We start from the raw sequence: 19875 nt of genomic DNA, 5'->3' as shown, positions 1-19875 counted from the left end.
AATAAAAAGGAAGACAAAAAGATGGAAAAAGCATATACAATGGCAGAAGAACCATATACCCGGATTTATGCGCGGATTGACCTGGATGCGATTGTGAAAAATATGGAGGCGATGCGCGAAAATCTTCCGGCAAAAACGAAGATGATCGGCGTGGTTAAGACGGATGGTTACGGTCACGGGGCTGTCCCGGTGGCGAAGACGATCGCGCCGTTTGTCTGGGGCTATGCGGTGGCAACCTTGGAGGAAGGACAGAACCTGCGCCGCCACGGCATTGACAAACCGATTCTGGTGCTTGGCAGCACGCACCCGCGGCATTTTGCGGAATTGATTGAGGACGATATCCGTCCAGCGATCTTTGAGGAAGATAAGGCAGAGCTGCTCTCAAAACTTGCGGTTTCGATGGGAAAGACGGCAAAAATGCATATTGCGCTCGATACCGGCATGGGACGAATCGGATTTCACCCGGATGAAAATAGCCTGAAAGAGATAGAGCGGATTGCAAAGCTTCCGGGCATTGAGATCGAGGGAATGTTTACACATTTTGCGCGTGCTGACGAGGCGGATAAGGCATTTACCCATTTACAGTATGAGCGCTACCAGAAATTCCATGAAGGTCTGGAAGCTGCAGGCGTTCATATTCCGATGTGCCACTGTGCGAACAGCGCGGCGATCATGGAACTGCCGCGGATGGGACTGGATGCGGCGAGAGCCGGTATCACGGTATACGGTCTGTATCCGTCGGATGAGGTAGAGAGGAACATGAAGATTTACCCGGCGATGGAGATCCGCAGCTTTATTACCTATGTTAAGGAAGTGGAGCCGGGCACGCCGATCAGCTACGGCGGAACCTTTGTGACGGACCGTCCGATGCGGATCGCGACGATTGGCGCCGGATACGGCGATGGCTATCCGAGAAATCTCTCTGGAAAGGGTTATGTCCTGATTCATGGACACCGCGCACCGATTCTGGGACGCGTCTGCATGGATCAGTGCATGATCGATGTGACCGATATCCCGGAGGCTGTTGAGGACACGCGGGTAACGCTGGTCGGACGCGACGGGGACGACGAGATCTCGATGGAAGAGCTGGCGGAATGGAGTGGCGGTTTCCACTATGAGATCCCATGCGTGCTTGGAAAACGTGTGCCGCGCGTGTACGTGAGAGGTGGAAAGATCGTCGGGAAAAAGGATTATAATGATGATCGGTATGAGGATTTTATGGAGTAAAGCCGGTGTTTGAACCATTTAGAAAAAGGATTCATAAGATAAAGTAGATAGCTTCGGCAAAGCCGGGAACCTGGACTGCCGGATGCATTTATGGGACGACCCGCGTATAGGCGGTGTAAATCTGTCCATACTAACGGTATAAACGGACTGTGGAGCTGTGAAAGTACAAAGCAGTTATTTATATCTTAAAATAGTTTGGACGGAGTGTGAATCGAGTGGTTATCAGACGAGGAGATATTTATTACGCAGATTTAAGACCGGTCATTGGCTCAGAGCAGGGCGGCGTCCGCCCGGTGCTGGTCATCCAGAATGATATCGGCAACAAGCACAGCCCGACCGTGATCTGCGCGGCGATCACATCAAAGATGAACAAAGCCAAGCTGCCGACGCATGTGGAATTAAACACGCGCCGCTGTGCGATGGTGAGGGATTCGGTTATTTTACTGGAACAACTCCGCACGATCGATAAGCAGCGGCTGAAAGAGAAAATCTGTCATATCGACGGGGCGCTTTTACAGGAAGTGGACCGTGCGCTGAAGGTCAGTCTGGAACTGGATACATAAAATCAGCCGCGAACCCCTTGTCAAGCATACAGAATGGTGTTAAAATAGTTAAGATGCAGCTTTTTAGTGCCGAAATCGGCGTGATATAAAAGCTGATGAGCGAAAAGATACAACAAAGAAGATAGAAAGAGGAGTGTTATTTTATGTCAGGACATTCAAAGTTCGCCAATATTAAGCACAAAAAAGAGAGAAACGACGCAGCAAAGGGAAAAATCTTTACCGTTATCGGCCGTGAGATTGCCGTAGCTGTTAAGGAAGGTGGTTCGGATCCGGCAAACAACAGCCGTCTGCGTGATGTGATTGCAAAAGCAAAAGCGAACAATATGCCGAACGATACCATCGATCGTGGTATCAAGAAAGCAGCCGGAGATGCAAACTCTGTCAATTACGAGAATCTTACATACGAGGGATATGGTCCGAATGGCGTCGCTATCATCGTAGATACCCTGACCGACAACAAGAACCGTACCGCAGCGAATGTCCGCAGCGCATTTACCAAGGGCGGCGGAAACGTAGGTACTCCGGGCAGCGTGTCCTTCATGTTTGATAAAAAAGGTCAGATCATCATCGACAAAGAAGAGTGCGAGATGGATCCAGATGAGCTGATGATGCTTGCACTGGATGCGGGAGCTGAGGATTTCTCCGAGGAGGAGGACAGCTACGAAGTGATCACCGCACCGGAAGATTTCTCTGCAGTCCGCGAGGCGCTGGAGAAGGCTGGCGTTCCGATGATGGAAGCAGACGTTACCATGATTCCGCAGAACTGGGTAGAGCTTACCGATGAGGAATCCATCAAAAAGATGCAGAGGATCCTGGATCTTCTGGATGAGGATGATGACGTACAGGCTACTTACCATAACTGGGATGAGTAATTGATATCATATTTGATATAGATTTAAAAAAATAAAGATACGATTCATATAAAAACTGTCGCTGGAATACAATGGCGGGCTGGACTTTTCAAAGAAGAGGGCTGGCAGCCGGATGTATTTGGCGGCAGTTTTTGTGTAATAGGAATTTCCTTGGAGACACATTCGTTTTTATTTTGCAAATTTTATGGAAGCGTTAAAGAAAAAAATACCATGTCCGGCAGCAATAAACTTGCCTGAACATGGTATTTACTCGTATTTTATCTACTAGTTGCTTGTATAATGATAGCTGTCTAACAGCTGTGCCTTCATATGCCACAGCTCGTTGGAGAGATCCACATGAATCTCATGCGGGTTTACCAGACGGCGGGACTCATCCCACAGCGTCTCCTGTTCTTTCTTGCAGTATTCGCGGATGTCCATAACCTTTGGAGACTCGTAAACGCATTTGCCGTTTTTGAAGATTGGAACGAGAAGTTCGCGCATGGTGTAGGTGCCCGGCGCGAGGTGTGTCTTTTTCCATGTCTCGATCGGATCGAAGAGCAGAAGGGAATTCTTCTCATCGAACTCTTCATCCACGAGACAGATCAGATCTGCGATAATCTTGCCAGTCTCCTTGTCATAGATTCGCTGGATGGTCTTGTTGCCCGGATTGGTAACCTTTTCTGTATTTTCCGAAAGCTTGATCTTCGGGATAAATTTGCCTGTGTGACGGTCCATGATGGCAGCCAGCTTATAAACGCCGCCGAAGGAAGGGCAGTCCTTGGAGGTGATGAGGTTTGTGCCGACACCCCAGGACGTGATGGCAGCGCCCTGAATCTTCAGGCTGTCGATCAGGTATTCATCCAGATCGTTGGAGGCGGAGATGACTGCATCCGGGAATCCGGCGTCATCCAGCATCTTGCGGGCTTTCTTGGAAATATATGCAAGGTCGCCGCTGTCGAGGCGGATGCCGTAGAAAGTCAGCGGGATACCGGCGTCGCGCATCTCCTGGAAGACGCGGATCGCGTTCGGAACACCGGAACCCAGGGTATCATAGGTATCGGCTAACAGGATGCAGGCACTCGGATAGAGCTTTGCATAAGCGCGGAACGCAGTCAGCTCATCCGGGAAACTCATGATCCAGCTGTGTGCGTGGGTTCCCTTGACCGGAACGTCAAATAGTTTTCCGGCCAGTACATTGGAAGTGCCGATACAGCCGGCGATCATGGCTGCGCGGGCGCCATAGGTACCGGCGTCAGCACCCTGCGCGCGGCGAAGCCCAAACTCCATGATTCCGTCCCCGCGTGCGGCGAAGACGATACGGGATGTTTTGGTCGCGATCAGGCTCTGGTGGTTGATGATATTTAAGATGGCAGTCTCAACCAGCTGTGCTTCCATGATCGGCGCGATGACCTTGACGAGGGGCTCACGCGGAAAGACAACAGTGCCTTCCGGGATTGCGTAGATGTTACCCGAAAATTTGAAATTGTGAAGATATTCGAGGAAATCTTCATCAAAAATGCCGAGTCCGCGTAAGTATTCGATGTCGGCATCATCGAAGTGAAGATTTTTCACATAGTCAATGACCTGCTCTAAGCCGGCGCAGATGGAAAACGCATTTCCATCCGGGTTTGTGCGGTAGAACGCATCAAAAATGACGGTTTCGTTGGCATCTTTCTCCCGGAAATAGCCCTGCATCATCGTCAGTTCATACAGGTCGGTCAATAGGGTAAGGTTTCTTGGCTCCATAATATTCTCCTTTGTTGCGAAAGACGGCTGCGGGCACGCCCTTCTTTATATATATAGTATACTTCATTGTTTATATTTGCAATGAATGTCTGTGTCTGTTTTTTTAAGTAAATACAGACATATTTTATATACTATACCATAAAATCAGGGGAATGGCAAAATAATGATAATTTTATAACATGTGAATCATATCCGAAACATTCCTTGACAACCATCTGGAAAAAAGATACAATGTCCATGTTAGTGATTTGATTACTAATTATGATAGGAAAAGCAATGATGGAGACAGTAGCGCCGCACGGAAAGCGGGAGCGAGGCAGGGACGGTGAGAGCCTGCTGTGAGTAAGGCGGATGCGAAGATCACTCCGGAGCTTCGGGCTGAACCATTTTTGGAAGTCTGAGCGCCGTTTCTGACAGCGCCCGGAAGGAAAATTCAGTAAGTACCGACGGTTTCCTCCGTTATAGGGAGCGCATATAAAGGTATGCAGTAATAGGTGGTTAAAAGCAAGTGGACCCTTGTCCTGTTACAGGATGGGTCCATTTTTATTTCATATTTTTAGGAGGAATTTATCATGTACAACAAAGTTCCGGCAAACATGAATTTCGTGGAACGTGAAAAGAACATTGAGAAGTTCTGGGAAGATGAGCAGATTTTTAAGAAGAGTATCGACAGCCGTAAGCAGGGACCGACCTATACATTCTATGACGGACCGCCTACCGCAAACGGCAAGCCGCACATCGGACACGTGCTGACCCGTGTTATCAAGGATATGATTCCGAGATACCGCGCGATGAAGGGCTACATGGTTCCGAGAAAGGCTGGATGGGATACCCACGGTCTTCCGGTTGAGCTGGAAGTAGAGAAGATGCTGGGACTGGACGGCAAGGAGCAGATTGAGCAGTATGGTCTGGAGCCGTTCATCGAGCACTGTAAAGAGAGTGTCTGGAAATACAAAGGAATGTGGGAGAAATTCTCCAACACCGTTGGTTTCTGGGCAGACATGGAGCATCCGTATGTTACCTACCACAACAGCTTCATTGAGTCTGAGTGGTGGGCATTAAAAGAAATCTGGAACAAGGGACTTCTTTATAAGGGCTTCAAGATCGTACCGTACTGCCCGCGCTGCGGCACCCCGCTGTCCAGCCATGAGGTGGCACAGGGATATAAGGACGTCAAAGAGCGTTCTGCGATTGCTAAATTCCCGGTAAAGGGCGAAGATGCATACATTCTTGCATGGACGACCACCCCGTGGACACTTCCGTCCAACGTGGCGCTCTGTGTAAATCCGGACGAGACATATGTAAAGGTAAAAATGAAAGAGGATGGCACGGTTTATTATATGGCGCAGGCGCTGTGTGATACCGTTCTGGGCGAGGGCACTTACGATGTCCTGGAAACCTTTGTCGGAAAAGATCTGGAATATAAAGAGTATGAGCCATTATTTGACTATGCCGTAGCAACCTGTGAAAAACAGCATAAGAAAGCATTCTACATTGTCTGCGATAATTATGTAACACTGACCGATGGTACCGGTGTCGTACACATCGCGCCGGCATTTGGTGAGGATGACTCCAAGGTCGGCAGAAAATATGACCTTCCGTTCGTACAGTTGGTAGACGGCAAGGGCGAGATGACGAAGGAGACTCCGTGGGCTGGTATGTTCTGCAAGAAAGCCGATCCGGAGGTTCTGAAAGCATTAAGAGAAAGCGGACTTCTGTTCTCTGCACCGGTATTTGAGCATAGCTACCCGCACTGCTGGCGCTGCGATACACCACTTATCTACTATGCACGTGAATCCTGGTTCATCAAGATGACCGCAGTCAAGGATGACCTGATCCGCAACAACAACACGATCAACTGGATTCCGGAGAGCATCGGTAAAGGGCGTTTCGGCGACTGGCTGGAGAATGTCCAGGACTGGGGCGTGAGCCGTAACCGTTACTGGGGTACTCCATTAAATATCTGGGAGTGCGAGTGCGGCTGCCAGCACGCGATCGGAAGCCAGGCAGAATTAAAATCTATGAGCCCGAACTACACGGACGTTGTGAAAAAATATGCAAAAGAGATGGATCAGGAGGCAAATGGAGAGGTTGAGCTTCACCGCCCATTCATCGATGATGTGGCGATCACCTGCCCGAAGTGCGGCAAACAGATGCACCGTGTACCGGAGGTTATCGACTGCTGGTTTGATTCCGGTTCCATGCCATTTGCACAGCATCATTATCCATTTGAAAATAAAGAACTGTTTGAGCAGCAGTTCCCGGCAGATTTCATCTCCGAGGCGGTTGATCAGACGCGTGGATGGTTCTACTCCCTGTTAGCTATCTCGACCCTGATCTTTAACAAGGCGCCGTACAAGAATGTTATCGTTCTGGGGCATGTCCAGGATGAGAACGGACAGAAGATGAGTAAGTCCAAGGGCAACGCGGTTGACCCGTTCGATGCACTGCAGACTTACGGCGCTGACGCGATCCGCTGGTATTTCTACATTAACAGTGCACCGTGGCTGCCGAACCGTTTCCACGGAAAAGCCGTTATCGAGGGACAGAGACGTTTCATGGGTACTCTCTGGAATACCTATGCATTCTTTGTACTCTATGCGAATATTGATAATTTTGACGCAACCAAATATACGCTGGAATACGATAAACTTCCGGTTATGGACAAATGGCTGCTGTCTAAGTTAAACAGCCTCATCAAAGAGGTGGACGACGATCTGGGCAACTACCGCATTCCGGAGGCTGCAAGAGCGCTCCAGGATTTCGTCGATGATATGAGTAACTGGTATGTCAGAAGAAGCCGTGAGCGTTTCTGGGCGAAGGGCATGGAGCAGGATAAGATCAATGCGTACATGACACTCTACACCGCACTGGTAACTGTAGCGAAGGTAGCGGCTCCGATGATTCCGTTCATGACCGAAGACATTTACCAGAATCTGGTTCGCAGTCTGGATAAAGAGGCACCGGAGAGTATCCATCTGTGCGACTTCCCGGTTGCAAATGAGGCGCACATCGACAAGGATCTGGAAGCGAAGATGGAAGAAGTCCTGAAGGTTGTCGTTCTGGGCCGTGCAGCAAGAAATACTGCTAACATCAAGAACCGTCAGCCGATCGGACGTATGTTCGTGAAGGCAGAGACCGCTCTGCCGGAGTTCTATCAGGAAATCATCCAGGATGAGCTGAATGTGAAGAAGGTAGAGTTCACGGATGATGTCCGCGCATTTACCTCCTACAGCTTCAAGCCGCAGCTTCGTACCGTTGGACGCAAGTATGGCAAGTATGTAAACGAGATCAAAGAGATTCTTGCAGGTCTGGACGGAAATCAGGCGATGGATACCTTAAATGAAACCGACCTTTTAAGCTTTGAGACGCAGGACGGTACAAAGGTAGAGCTGGCAAAAGAAGATCTTCTGATTGACATGGCACAGGTACCGGGCTTTGTATCTGAGGGTGACAATTTCGTTACCGTTGTTCTGGATACTAATCTGACACCGGAACTCATCGAAGAGGGCTTTGTCCGCGAGATCATCAGTAAGATTCAGACGATGCGTAAGGAAGCCGGTTTTGAGGTAATGAACCATATCAACGTCTTCCAGGACGGAAATGATAAACTTGCAGAAATTTTAAAGAAGCATACAGAGGAAATCAAGAAAGAGGTTCTGGCTGATAATATCCTGATTGGCACCATGAGCGGATACACAAAAGAGTGGGATATCAATGGCGAAAAAGGTATGTTTGGTGTTGAGAAAACGACTGACTGATGTGCCTGGCGGGAAACCGTGATACTACGAATATTAGGAGGACAGGATGCGCGAGATCAGCAAAGAAGAGTTTAAAAAGAGTATTATCGAAAATGTAAAGAACCAGTACCGCAGAACGATCGACGAGGCGACACCGCAGCAGATATTCCAGGCTGTGTCCTATGCGATCAAGGATGTGATTATCGACGACTGGATTGCAACCCAGAAGCAGTTTGACGAGACAGGCGCAAAGAAGGTATATTACCTTTCTATGGAGTTTCTGATGGGACGTGCGCTTGGTAACAATATCATCAACCTGGGTGCGAAAAAAGCAGTGAAGGAAGCACTGGAAGAGCTGGGTTTTGACCTCAATGCGATTGAGGATCAGGAGCCGGATCCGGCACTTGGAAACGGCGGTCTGGGGCGTCTGGCAGCATGTTTTCTGGATTCCCTGGCGACGCTTGGTTATCCGGCTTACGGCTGCGGCATCCGTTACCATTACGGTATGTTCAAGCAGAAAATTAAAGACGGCTACCAGGTGGAGGTGCCGGATGAGTGGCTGAAAAACGGTTATCCCTTCGAACTTCGCCGCCCGGAGTATGCGACCGAGGTTAAATTTGGCGGTTATGTCAAGACCGAGTGGGACGGTGAGCGCAACCATTTTGTACAGGAAGGTTATCAGTCTGTTCTGGCAGTTCCGTATGATATGCCGATTGTCGGCTACGGCAACAACGTAGTCAACACCCTGCGTATCTGGGATGCACAGCCGATCGACACGTTCAGCCTTTCTGCATTTGACAAGGGTGATTACCAGAAGGCGGTCGAGCAGGAGAATCTGGCGAAGAACCTGGTTGAGGTCCTTTATCCGAACGACAACCACTATGCGGGTAAAGAGCTGCGTCTTAAACAGCAGTATTTCTTCATTTCTGCCAGCTTACAGGTTGCTCTGAAGAAATTCAAAGAGACAAACGATGATATTCACAAACTGCCGGAGAAGATCGTATTCCAGATGAACGATACGCATCCGACCGTGGCAGTTGCTGAGCTGATGCGCCTGCTCCTGGATCAGGAAGGCTTAAACTGGGATGAGGCGTGGGGTATCACAACAAAATGTTGTGCATACACCAACCACACTATCATGGCAGAGGCGCTGGAAAAATGGCCGATCGAGCTGTTCTCCCGCCTGCTTCCGCGTGTATACCAGATTGTGGAAGAGATCAACCGCCGTTTTCTGATCGAGGTACAGAATAAGTACCCGAATAACTACGAGAAAGTTAAAAAGATGGCGATCATCTTTGACGGTCAGGTCAAGATGGCGCATCTGGCGATCGTAGCCGGATATTCCGTCAACGGTGTGGCAAAACTTCACACCGAGATTCTGAAAAATCAGGAGCTGAAAGATTTCTACGAGATGATGCCGGAGAAATTTAACAATAAGACAAACGGTATCACCCAGCGTCGTTTCCTGCTGCATGGCAATCCGCTTCTGGCAGACTGGATCACGGAGCAGATTGGCGACGAGTGGATTACCGATCTTCCGCACCTGGCAAAATTAAAAGTATACGTCGATGATCCGAAATTCCAGCAGGAATTTATGAACATCAAGTACCAGAATAAACTGCGCCTGGCAAAATACATCAAGGAGCACAACGGCATCGACATTGATCCGCGTTCCATTTTCGATGTACAGGTAAAACGTCTCCATGAGTACAAGAGACAGCTTTTAAATATCCTTCATGTAATGTACCTGTATAACCAGCTCAAAGACAATCCAAACATGGATATGGTTCCGAGAACCTTTATCTTTGGTGCGAAAGCAGCGGCAGGTTACCAGATTGCCAAGAAGACGATCAAACTGATTAACTCCGTAGCAGATGTTATCAACAATGATAAATCCATCAATGGTAAGCTGAAAGTTGTGTTTATCGAAGATTACCGCGTTTCCAACGCAGAATTGATTTTTGCGGCAGCGGATGTCAGCGAGCAGATTTCCACCGCCAGCAAGGAGGCGTCCGGTACCGGCAACATGAAGTTCATGCTGAACGGTGCGCTGACGCTGGGCACGATGGATGGTGCGAACGTGGAGATCGTCGAGGAGGTAGGCAAGGAGAACGCATTTATCTTCGGTCTGAGCGCTGACGAGGTTATCAATTATGAGAACAACGGCGGTTACAACCCGGAGGAGATCTTCAACACCGACCAGGATATCCGCCGCGTGCTGATGCAGCTCATCAACGGCTACTATTCACCGCAGGATCCGGAGCTGTTCCGCGATATTTACAATTCTCTGTTAAATACAAAGAACAGTGCCAAGGCAGATACCTACTTTATCCTGAAAGATTTCCGTTCCTATGCGGAAGCACAGAGACGCGTCGAGGCAGCTTACCGTGACGAGAACTGGTGGGCGAGAGCAGCCATGCTCAACACAGCAAGCGCTGGTAAATTCTCCTCTGACCGTACCATCGAGGAGTATGTGCGCGACATCTGGCATCTGGAGAAGATCCATGTGGACGATGATGATGTAAAGGCACTGTAAAAGGAGTAAAAAGAGGGAGGACACACTATGAGAGGATACAGAAAAAGACCGGGGACACAAGGATTTTCGGTTCCTCTTGTGGGTGCTTCCCTCTTTTTTATCATTTCGCTGTTTTTGTTTGCTTCTTATAAAAACAGCGCCTATCAGCAGGCGAAAAAGGAAATCTATTCGCTTTATACGGCGAACCGGGCGTTTGATCTGGATGAGGTGTATCAGGACGGTCTGACGGCGATCTATGCGAAAGAGTATGGAAAGACGGCAACCGAGGCTGGATGCGAGGCGCTGGAGCAGACGGGGCTTCCGTATGTCCTTTTATTATCGCAGTTTTCCGCACCGGTGGAACGCGTGTATGTGACGAACTGTCAGCTGAGCGAGACGGGGCGGGATAAGAAGGCGCGGACGTATGACTACACGGTTTCGGTGCGTTTCTGCCTGGAAAAAGGCGATGAGGTGCTGGCACCGGAGAAGACGATGGACTTTCATGGAACTGTGGTGATGAAGAAAAAGGGATGGTTCCGCTGGCTGCTGGATGGTGTGACGCTGGGGGAGTAAAAGAATGATAGAGGGGAAACTGGAAGAGACTGCAAAGGGCGGCGGAGGAAAAGCCGGAGCGTAGACTTGTGATATTTTTTGAGTGCCTGTCATAAGATAAGGAAGGCAGAGAAAAGAAGCAGGTTTGTAAGGCATTGAAACCATAAGTTTACTGGTATGGCAAAACAGAAAATGCGTGAAACCGTACTGGAACAGTCAAAACAGGAGAACCGAAATGAAGAAGAGAACTGCCGCCGTACTGGCGGCTTTTTTGATCCCATATATCACAACACTGGCAGTTTCCGGGCGTGTGCAGGGGGCGGATGGAGGAAAAATCGGAGGAAATTCAGATAGAACATCTGGAGGGGGAAGTCAGACGGATGGTCGGCAGATCCTTCTGGATCGGGAGGATGGCGTCCGCAACAACGGAACCGGGTATGCTGTCCCACTGGAAGAATATCTGATCGGTCTGACTGCAGTGCAGATTCCGGACGGCTATCCGAAGGAGGCAGTCAAGGCGCAGGCAATTCTGGCGCGGACGGCGCTGTACCGGGAGATGGACGGGGCGGATTCGATCGAGGAATCGGCGTTAGATATGGATTATCTGGAGCCGGAGCAGATCGAGAGCCGGTTTGAGGCGGCTGGAATGCCGGAATATTACCAGACGATCTGTGGGGCGGTGCGGGAGAGCGCAGGACAGACGGCGATCTGGGATGGGGATTATATTGAGCCGCTGTTTCATGCAGTGAGCGCGGGGCGGACGCGCGAAGGGGATGAGGCGCATCCGTATCTGGCGTCGGTTGCGGCAAAGGAGGATGAGGGCGCTGGCGGCTACCTGACGCGGCAGGGCATGACACGGGAAGAACTGAAAAAACGTCTGGAAGAAGGACTGAATGCATTGGGAGAACACCCGGATCTGGAAAATCTGGAAGAAGAGCGGATTCTGGAGGAAATTCAGATCGTGAAACGGGACAGCGCCGGTTATGTGGAAACCGTGCAGATTGGGGCGGAGACGTACAGCGGGGACGCGGTGCGCTATGCGTTAGGCGTGCCGTCGCCAGCTTTTTCCCTCGAGGAAGACGGGGACGAAATCCGCTGTGTTACTTATGGGCGCGGGCATGGTTACGGGTTGTCGCAGTACGGGGCGGGACTCATGGCGGAGAATGGGAGCAGCGCGGAAGAAATTTTAAAGCATTATTTTAAAAATATTCAAATCGTTTCTGAATAAAACGATTCACTTCGGCAAGACTAATACCGAGGTGATAAACGTGAAAAATAAAGTAAGACAGTTATTCAGGGACAAACTTGTTCTGGTAATGACAGTGCTTGGTCTGCTGACAATCGTAGCCGCAGCAGGAACCGTAAAAATTCGAAAAGATAATGCGCAGGATGGAAGAAATCCGTATCTGGATGTGCCGCAGACGGAGGGAATCCTGGCGGAAGAGATGCCGCAGAACCGTTTAGAAGAAAACGACGGACAGGCGGAAACACGCGCACAGGTGGCAGGAAGTTCGGATGCCTCGTATTCGGTCAATAACCGGGATGAAGCCGATCAGAAGCCGATGGAGGAGGAAAAAGAGAGCAGTCTGGGAGCCGGAGCAGCTGCCGCACGCGCACTTTCCTACAATGGAACCGATCGCTTAAGCTGGCCGGTCCAGGGCAATGTAATTCTCGATTACAGCATGGATTCGACCATCTATTTTCCGACGCTCGATCAATACAAATGCAATCCGGCGCTCATTATCCAGGGCGATGTGAGTGAACCGGTCGCCGCACCCGCCGAGGCGCAGGTAACCGAAGTCGGTTCTAATGAGGAGATCGGCAATTATGTTGTGCTGGATCTGGGAAGCGGCTACACGGCGGTCTGTGGACAGCTCAAGGACGTTCAGGTGGCGCAGAAGCAGTATGTGGCAAAAGATACGATACTCGGATATGTGGCAGAGCCGACCAAATACTATTCGATTGAGGGAAATAACGTATATTTCGAGCTGATGCACGACGGAGAACCGGTGGATGCACTGGATTATCTGGAATGATAGGCTGAAATGCTGTTTTTAATGTGCCTTGCAGGCTGGCTCTGGCTGTGGCGGAAATTGGAAATGAAGGGATAAGGTTGTGTTTTGTGACAGGTGGTTTTGAAACAGAAAGCTGCTGTATGAAAACATGAAGACAGGGAATTTTGTTGACTTGATACTGTTTGCGGGTAGGCACTTTTGGAACCGAAAGTGCCGTAAGAAAACGTGGTGGCAGCAGGAATTTGCCGTATTTGAATGCGAAGCCACGGCAAATTCCGTTACTGTTCACGCATGCGTGAACAGTAACTTGACTTGAAGCAAGGCGGGCAGCTAATTTGCTCTGCCTTGTTTTTCTGCCAATATTTGATATACTATAGGTAAAGTAAGAATATTTTCAAAGACCAAAGGCTGTCAATGTAGGTTATAAATAAAAGTTACTATAAATTGAACGATTTAATAAGGAGGACAAAGATGGAACAGGAACTGCTGAAGAATAATTTTGAACGTCACGGATTTAAAACGAGTTTCTTTGATACAAAGAAGGCTGCGTCGGACTATCTGAAAGATCAGATTTCCGGGAAAAAAGTTGCGATAGGCGGAAGTGTGACGGCACAGGAGATGGGACTTTATGAGGCACTTTCCGAGAAAAATGAGGTGATCTGGCACTGGAAAAAGGCAGGGCGCGAGATGCTTGTGGAAGCGAGAAGTGCCGAGGTGTACATAACCAGCGCTAATGGTGTTTCCAAAACCGGAGAACTGGTCAATATCGATGGAACCGGAAACCGCGTGTCGCAGACCTTATTCGGACCGGAAAAAGTATATTTTGTCATTGGAAACAATAAAGTCTGTCCGGATTTGACATCTGCGATGGAACGTGCAAAACAGATCGCAGCACCGAAGAACGCAGCCCGTCTGCAGGTCCAGACCCCGTGTGCGAAAACGGGCGTCTGCGTAGACTGCAACAGCCCGGCACGGATTTGCCATTCGATCGTGATCCTGGAGCGTCCGAGCAATGGGATGGAAGTAGAGGTTGTGTTTGTGGATGAGGAGATGGGTTATTAGGAGCGGAATATAGTTACTGGTCACGGGTATGAACAGTACCGATTACAGAAAAATTTGATGGAAAAATAAGGATTTCTTTATATCTTTTTTGGACGGATTTGGTATAATCAAGAAGAACGAAGGCAGATTTGAACGAAAATATACAAAATCTACAGATACGTATGGGGGACGTATGGGGAAAGATGAAAGGAGAACAGGTAAACCATGAATATATTATTTTTTCTGACACCGAAAAGCGAAGTCATTTATGTGAATGAGGAGGACACGGTTGGGCAGGCAATGGATACGATGGAAAAGTACAAGTATTCTGCGGTGCCGATCATCACGAAGGCAGGGCGTTACGCAGGAACATTAACCGAGGGCGACTTGCTGTGGGGACTCAAAAATAAGACAGATCTGGTGCAGAAAGGACTAGAAAAAGTGCGGATCACTGAGATTCCACGCCGTTCGGATAATCAGCCGGTACTTGTCAATGCGGATATGGAAGATCTTCTGGGAAAGATCATGAACCAGAATTTCGTGCCGGTGCTGGATGATCAGAAAAATTTTATCGGTATTATTACCAGAAAAGATGTTATCAGTTACCTTTGTAAAAAATAGTACATAATGATCGCTCTGTTTTTCAGCGGCGATCGCATTTATATATTTCCTGCATAAGATAAAGTATAACTGCTTTTGTAGGAGAATGAAATATGAATGGTTATCAGGATAACTCCAGCCGGAAAAATGCCTGCCGTTCGGGAATGCCTCTTATGTCATGCCCGGTGGCAGGCATTTCTGGCAATCGTTGCATAAATACCGCACCGCCAACCTGTCCGCCGGAAATACCTTGTGCTGGTTCGGTGCATCTTGTTTCGGAAAATGGGGCATTTTGCCCGCAGGGTCCAGAAATCCGACCTGCCCGCCCGTATCCGCAGACAGGAGGGAACAGGCCGCCGCAGACATTTCTGGGAGGCGGAAATTATCCGGTCGGCATGGGATATGTACCGATTCAGTCCTGGCAGCAGCCGTATGCGCTGGAAACCGCATTCAGGCGGGGAACTATTTTTCCGGATCTGGATCTGCCGTTTATGATGGGAGGTGCCTGCTGATGAATGAGACTGCCAGAAAATTGATGAAACGGATTGATGATGCCAGCTTTGCAATGGATGATGTGATTCTCTATCTGGACACCCACCCGGATGACAGGAATGCGCTGAATTATTACCGGTATGTGGTGGCACTTCGGAAAGAAGCTGTTAAAGCGTATGAGGCATCGTTTGGACCGCTCACGATCGAGGATGCGGACGATGCATGCACATGGTCCTGGCTTACAGAGCGCTGGCCGTGGGAAGGGGAGGTGTAGCGTATGTGGAGATATGAAAAAAGATTACAATATCCAGTCAATATCAAGACGCCGAATCCGAAGATCGCGCAATATGTAATGAGCCAGTATGGCGGTCCTGACGGCGAAATCGGAGCCTCTATGCGCTACCTGTCCCAGCGGTATACGATGCCTTATAAGATGCAGAAAGGACTTCTGACCGACATCGGAACCGAGGAACTCGCCCATATGGAGATGATTGCCGCCATTGTCCAGCAGCTCACGCGCAACCTTACTCCGGCACAGATCGAGTCATCCGGGTTCGGACCATACTATATCGACCACACCACGGCAATCTGGCCGCAGGCAGCAGGCGGAATCCCGTTCAATGCGTGCGAGTTCCAGTCGAAGGGCGATGCGATCACGGATTTATATGAGGATATGGCAGCAGATGGTACGATTGTGTAAAGACAACATTGAGGTTTTAAAAGATAGTTCCCGATAATCTGGCATACTAGCTGCCAGATATGAGAACCTTAGAAATTCCAATGTATTTCAATAGGTACTTCCTTAGTTACAGGGTCTTTCTTGCCAACCAATACATAATCAATCAGCTTTTCAACGATTTCCCTGTCTAAGTGTTCAAGATTTGTATATTGCTCGATTAACTGACGTCTGTTATCGCCAACTTGCATTTTTCTTTCAATAACATCAAGCTGTTTCTGCGTATCAATTACCAGTTTTTCGAGCCTTTCTTTTTGTGTTGAGAAGTCTTTAGATAAATCCAAGTAATCAAGTTCGGAAAGAATACCCTTTACCTTATCTAAATATAGTTCACGGATTCCTTTTGTGTATTCCGCAATCTTTTTTTGATAAGCAGCAATCTCCGTTTCCAAAGCTTCTTTTTGACCTCGCAAGTCATTATTGACTTGCACATTTTGTTCAAGCTCATCTTTATCCAGATATTCTGCGGATAACTTATTAAGTTCATCAATCACAGCTTTTTCCAATTTGTCTACTGAAATGAAAGAACCTATACAAGCGTCCTTTGCTACATGGCGGTTAGAACATTGTAAATAATGCTTACCACGATTCTTTGATGAACGCATTGTATAACCACAATTCATACAGCGAGCTTTTCTGGCAAATAAGCCGATTGTGCCAACTGTGAAAGGTTTTGCCTTTTGAGCTACCAATGTTTGAACCCTATCCCATAACTCACGGTCAATAATCGGCTCATGTGTACCCTCAACTCTGTACCACTCGTCTTTTGGTCTGGGTTTGTTTTGCTTTGTCTTATAAGAAACGCTGCCATATTTCCCTTGAACCATATTCCCGATATAGATTTCATTCACCAACATATCTGATATGGCAAAATATTTCCATAGGGTACTGTTTTTCGTTTTAGGCTGCTTGTAACGCAAACCATGAAGTCGTTTGTATTCCGTAGGGTTTGGTATTCCTCTGTCATTCAGCATACGGGCAATGGCGGTCTTTCCATATCCCTGTGAAAACAGTGTAAAAACTTCTCTGACAACTTCCGCAGCTTCTTCATCAATAATCAAATGCCCTTTTACGTCAGGGTCTTTTTTGTAACCATACAGGGCAAAAGCACCGATATGGTGTCCGTTCTTTCTTCTGTCAGTGAGAACGCTTTTAATGTTCTCTGACATATCCTCTAAGTACCACTCATTCACCAGACCATTTATCTGTCTTGATTTCTTATTTCCTTTATTAGCGGTATCTGCATTATCAACAATGCTGATGAAACGAATACCCCAAATAGGGAAAAGACCGTGGATATATTTTTCCACTAATTCTAGTTCTCTGGTAAATCTGGATTGTGTCTTACAAAGGACAATATCAAATTTACGATTCTTTGCGTCCTCCAACAACCTGTTAAATTCTGGTCGTCGTCTGTCAGAACCAGTGTAATCATCATCACTGTATATGTTGTAGACTTCCCAACCATGCTCTAATGAGTATTGAAGTAACATTGACTTTTGATTCTGAATACTGTTACTGTCGTCTGTTTCTGATTGTTTGTTTCTATCTTCCTCTGATAAGCGGCAATAAATAGCAACTCTTGATTTTGATTCTATCATGCTTCGTTCTCCTTTTAGAGAAGACGAAACAAACTATCTCTACATAATGTTATTATAACATCTTGTAGGATAGTTTGTCTATCATCTGGCAGGAGTTGCCTTTCCTTTATTTTTTTCATATTGATTTATCAACTCTATCCATTTTAGAGTAAATGCTTTTGTAAACGCCGCTCTATCACAATTTTTAAAAACATTCTTGCAAACTACCTTTGCGTCATTTGCCATTGAACCACCTCACTACAATATATTTACAAAGTATGCAAAAATGCTTGTACATTATGAAAGAATTTGTCTATAAATAAGAAGTAATCAGATGGCTTTGGAAAGCTCCACTGGAATTTCACCATTCCCATTCTGATGGGTGAACCGTGTCATACGGGTGTATCATTATTCTGATATACAGGTCATGGCAGCAACTTTTCCAACAGTCGCTTACGGATCACTGGCATGGTCGCTCGCTTCTTTATCCCTCCTTTCGTGGGTCATGGCGTTCCAGTCCGTCGGCTCACCGTATATCAAACGTATCTGATTACTTTATTCATTTTTCAAAGAACACTTGTAAAACGGAGCTGGAATGAGGTGATAGAACACTCCGTATATATTCGCTTATTTCACTCTGACTTCAAAACCTAGAATTGCTTTAATAAGAGCAGCTCTGATTCTGCCTTTCAGTTCCATGTCGACCACAATATACATATTTCCGTGTTCATCATAGAACGGGCGTAAACTTGCTTTTGATATGTAAGCGTCATAGTGATTTAATATTTTCTCTATTGCCACTTCGTCGCCATCAGCAGCTAAACTGATTGTGGAGAATAGAGGACACTTTTTTGTAGACTTCATCATGTTATAATTCCTCCTCATACATATCTCTAATGAGCTTTAGTGAACACATTCTGTTTCTATAAACAGAGTTTCTGGAAATATCCAAAATCTCTGCGATTTCTGCGTCTGGTAATTCCAGAAAATAGAACATCAACACAACATTGCGTCGTCTTTCGCTTAATTTTTTGATTGCTTCACATAATTTCTCATCATAGACACGAACTTCTGTACCAAACACATCAAAGGAAGTAAATTCAATCGGGTATTCGTCCGATACACCCAACTGGTTTAATTCCAGCTCTGGTATTTCACAGAAAGATATTTCATGCTTTGCACGTCTGGCAAGTTCTTTGTTGTAGTTCTTTACAGTTCTGCCAATCACCTTACGAGCCAGACAGTCAAATTGAAGTCTTATAGCGTTCTCAAATGAAGAAGGTTTCATAATCTCACCTCCTTTCAAGTTGAAGTTGCTAAAGCGAAAAGGCTTTTTACCTCTTTCCGCACTAACACTCAACACGGAGGGGCGATTTGTAACCCGAATCAGAAAAAAATCAAAAAATTTTTTAAAGTAGCAAAAAAGCACAAGGGCATATAAGAAATGCTGTTCTTGTGCTTTTAAAATTGTTCCTGTTATGTAACGTGAAAAACCATATTCAAGGGTATATTGTGCCGCTGTGAAAGCTAGGATTTTTTTGACAATAACGGATATATTGAAGATTGTCGATTATACAGGTCTTTCAATGCGGCTACCTCCCAAAGCCGCTAACCCAAAACCATTATGTTGTTTTTCTATTGATGGGAAAAGAAAAAGGCGGCTTTTCAACCGCCATCTGGAAAAAGGTATTTTGTGACACGCAAAAACGGTACTGTTGATAGCGGTTTTTTTTATTTGCCGCTATGCAGCACTTTTTAATTGATTTACGCATAATAGGAACTGATAAACCTTACTATACGTTTTTCTATACCTGTTAGAAAATCAACAGGAACAGTAAAATGTAGTGAGGTGATTAAATATGCGTAAAAAAGAAGATAAGTATGATTTCAGAGCCTTTGGTCTTGCCATCAAAGAAGCTCGTAAAAAACGAGGTCTTACTCGTGAACAGGTGGGAGCTATGATTGAAATTGACCCACGCTATTTGACAAATATTGAAAACAAAGGGCAGCACCCAAGTTTACAGGTGTTCTATGACCTTGTATCATTACTTAATATTTCCGTTGATGAATTTTTCCTGCCTGCGTCTGATCTGGATAAAAGCACCAGAAGACGACAGTTGGAAAAACAACTTGACAACCTTTCCGATAAGGATTTAATTATCATGGAAAGTGTCGCTGACGGAATTATCAAGTTTAAAAAAATAAAAGAATAAT

Annotated in this window: 18 protein-coding genes and 1 pseudogene; 14 read left to right on the top strand and 5 right to left on the bottom strand. The window is 47.0% G+C overall.

Features of this window, described 5'->3' with window-relative positions; all coding sequences use genetic code 11:
- Positions 1–21: 21 nt before the first annotated feature.
- The 3 genes from alr (at position 22) to PG862_RS13700 (ending at position 2662) form a co-directional block, all read left to right on the top strand.
- Positions 22–1227, top strand: coding sequence for an alanine racemase (gene alr, locus PG862_RS13710; protein WP_270707777.1), 1206 nt, complete (start codon positions 22–24; stop codon positions 1225–1227).
- 215 nt (positions 1228–1442) lie between these two features.
- Entirely contained in the window at positions 1443–1790 is a 348-nt protein-coding gene (locus tag PG862_RS13705) for a type II toxin-antitoxin system PemK/MazF family toxin (protein ID WP_022360133.1), read from the top strand.
- A gap of 143 nt (positions 1791–1933) precedes the next feature.
- Entirely contained in the window at positions 1934–2662 is a 729-nt protein-coding gene (locus tag PG862_RS13700; RefSeq protein ID WP_022360132.1) for a YebC/PmpR family DNA-binding transcriptional regulator, read from the top strand.
- A 264-nt stretch (positions 2663–2926) separates the two neighbouring features.
- Here PG862_RS13700 and PG862_RS13695 read toward each other — a convergent pair whose 3' ends face one another.
- Positions 2927–4390, bottom strand: a complete 1464-nt coding sequence (locus tag PG862_RS13695) for a nicotinate phosphoribosyltransferase (protein ID WP_270487029.1) — start codon at positions 4388–4390, stop codon at positions 2927–2929.
- Between the two features lie 572 nt (positions 4391–4962).
- Between PG862_RS13695 and ileS the strand changes: the two genes are divergently transcribed.
- The 10 genes and pseudogenes from ileS to PG862_RS13645 form a co-directional block, all read left to right on the top strand.
- Positions 4963–8151 (top strand): isoleucine--tRNA ligase, encoded by a 3189-nt coding sequence (ileS, locus tag PG862_RS13690; protein WP_270707773.1) that lies wholly within the window; start codon positions 4963–4965, stop codon positions 8149–8151.
- Between the two features lie 46 nt (positions 8152–8197).
- Positions 8198–10666: a glycogen/starch/alpha-glucan phosphorylase gene (locus PG862_RS13685; RefSeq protein ID WP_270252795.1), complete on the top strand. Its 2469-nt coding sequence runs from the start codon at positions 8198–8200 to the stop codon at positions 10664–10666.
- A gap of 27 nt (positions 10667–10693) precedes the next feature.
- The gene (locus PG862_RS13680) at positions 10694–11218 is read left to right on the top strand and encodes a hypothetical protein (RefSeq protein WP_106999704.1); all 525 of its coding nucleotides are present in this window, start codon (positions 10694–10696) and stop codon (positions 11216–11218) included.
- 214 nt (positions 11219–11432) lie between these two features.
- Positions 11433–12425, top strand: coding sequence for a SpoIID/LytB domain-containing protein (locus PG862_RS13675; protein WP_118749404.1), 993 nt, complete (start codon positions 11433–11435; stop codon positions 12423–12425).
- A gap of 40 nt (positions 12426–12465) precedes the next feature.
- Positions 12466–13233 carry a M23 family metallopeptidase gene (locus PG862_RS13670; RefSeq protein WP_106999706.1) on the top strand — a complete coding sequence of 256 codons (768 nt, stop codon included), beginning with the start codon at positions 12466–12468 and terminating at the stop codon, positions 13231–13233.
- 450 nt (positions 13234–13683) lie between these two features.
- Positions 13684–14274, top strand: coding sequence for a lactate utilization protein (locus tag PG862_RS13665; protein WP_106999707.1), 591 nt, complete (start codon positions 13684–13686; stop codon positions 14272–14274).
- 204 nt (positions 14275–14478) lie between these two features.
- A complete protein-coding gene (locus PG862_RS13660) occupies positions 14479–14874 on the top strand; it encodes a CBS domain-containing protein (protein WP_022360124.1) in 396 nt (131 codons plus the stop codon).
- Between the two features lie 92 nt (positions 14875–14966).
- Complete coding sequence (locus tag PG862_RS13655; RefSeq protein ID WP_233430131.1) at positions 14967–15365, top strand: spore coat associated protein CotJA; 399 nt, start codon at positions 14967–14969, stop codon at positions 15363–15365.
- On the top strand, positions 15365–15619 hold the full coding sequence (locus tag PG862_RS13650) for a spore coat protein CotJB (protein ID WP_022360123.1): 255 nt from the start codon (positions 15365–15367) through the stop codon (positions 15617–15619). The genes PG862_RS13655 and PG862_RS13650 overlap by 1 nt, the downstream gene beginning before the upstream one ends.
- A 3-nt stretch (positions 15620–15622) precedes the next feature.
- Positions 15623–16030 (top strand): annotated as a pseudogene (locus tag PG862_RS13645) (manganese catalase family protein); the annotation flags it as partial.
- 83 nt (positions 16031–16113) lie between these two features.
- Here the strand turns inward: PG862_RS13645 and PG862_RS13640 are convergent.
- From PG862_RS13640 to PG862_RS13625, 4 genes are all read right to left on the bottom strand, one after another.
- Positions 16114–17682, bottom strand: coding sequence for a recombinase family protein (locus PG862_RS13640; protein ID WP_118031370.1), 1569 nt, complete (start codon positions 17680–17682; stop codon positions 16114–16116).
- A gap of 81 nt (positions 17683–17763) precedes the next feature.
- The gene (locus PG862_RS13635; RefSeq protein ID WP_016440029.1) at positions 17764–17907 is read right to left on the bottom strand and encodes a hypothetical protein; all 144 of its coding nucleotides are present in this window, start codon (positions 17905–17907) and stop codon (positions 17764–17766) included.
- A 381-nt stretch (positions 17908–18288) separates the two neighbouring features.
- A complete protein-coding gene (locus tag PG862_RS13630) occupies positions 18289–18528 on the bottom strand; it encodes a helix-turn-helix domain-containing protein (protein ID WP_006857574.1) in 240 nt (79 codons plus the stop codon).
- A 1-nt stretch (position 18529) separates the two neighbouring features.
- A complete protein-coding gene (locus PG862_RS13625; RefSeq protein ID WP_016440028.1) occupies positions 18530–18949 on the bottom strand; it encodes an RNA polymerase sigma factor in 420 nt (139 codons plus the stop codon).
- Positions 18950–19520: 571 nt separating this feature from the next.
- On the opposite strand from PG862_RS13625, the gene PG862_RS13620 reads away from it, so the two are divergent.
- Positions 19521–19874 carry a helix-turn-helix domain-containing protein gene (locus PG862_RS13620; protein WP_105309101.1) on the top strand — a complete coding sequence of 118 codons (354 nt, stop codon included), beginning with the start codon at positions 19521–19523 and terminating at the stop codon, positions 19872–19874.
- Position 19875 lies beyond the last annotated feature (1 nt).

The sequence above is a fragment of the Clostridium fessum genome, from assembly GCF_027698965.1.
Taxonomy (GTDB): Bacteria; Bacillota; Clostridia; order Lachnospirales; family Lachnospiraceae; genus Otoolea; species Otoolea fessa.
Note: the sequence above shows the minus strand (reverse complement) of the source record. Positions and strands in the feature narration are given on the sequence as shown.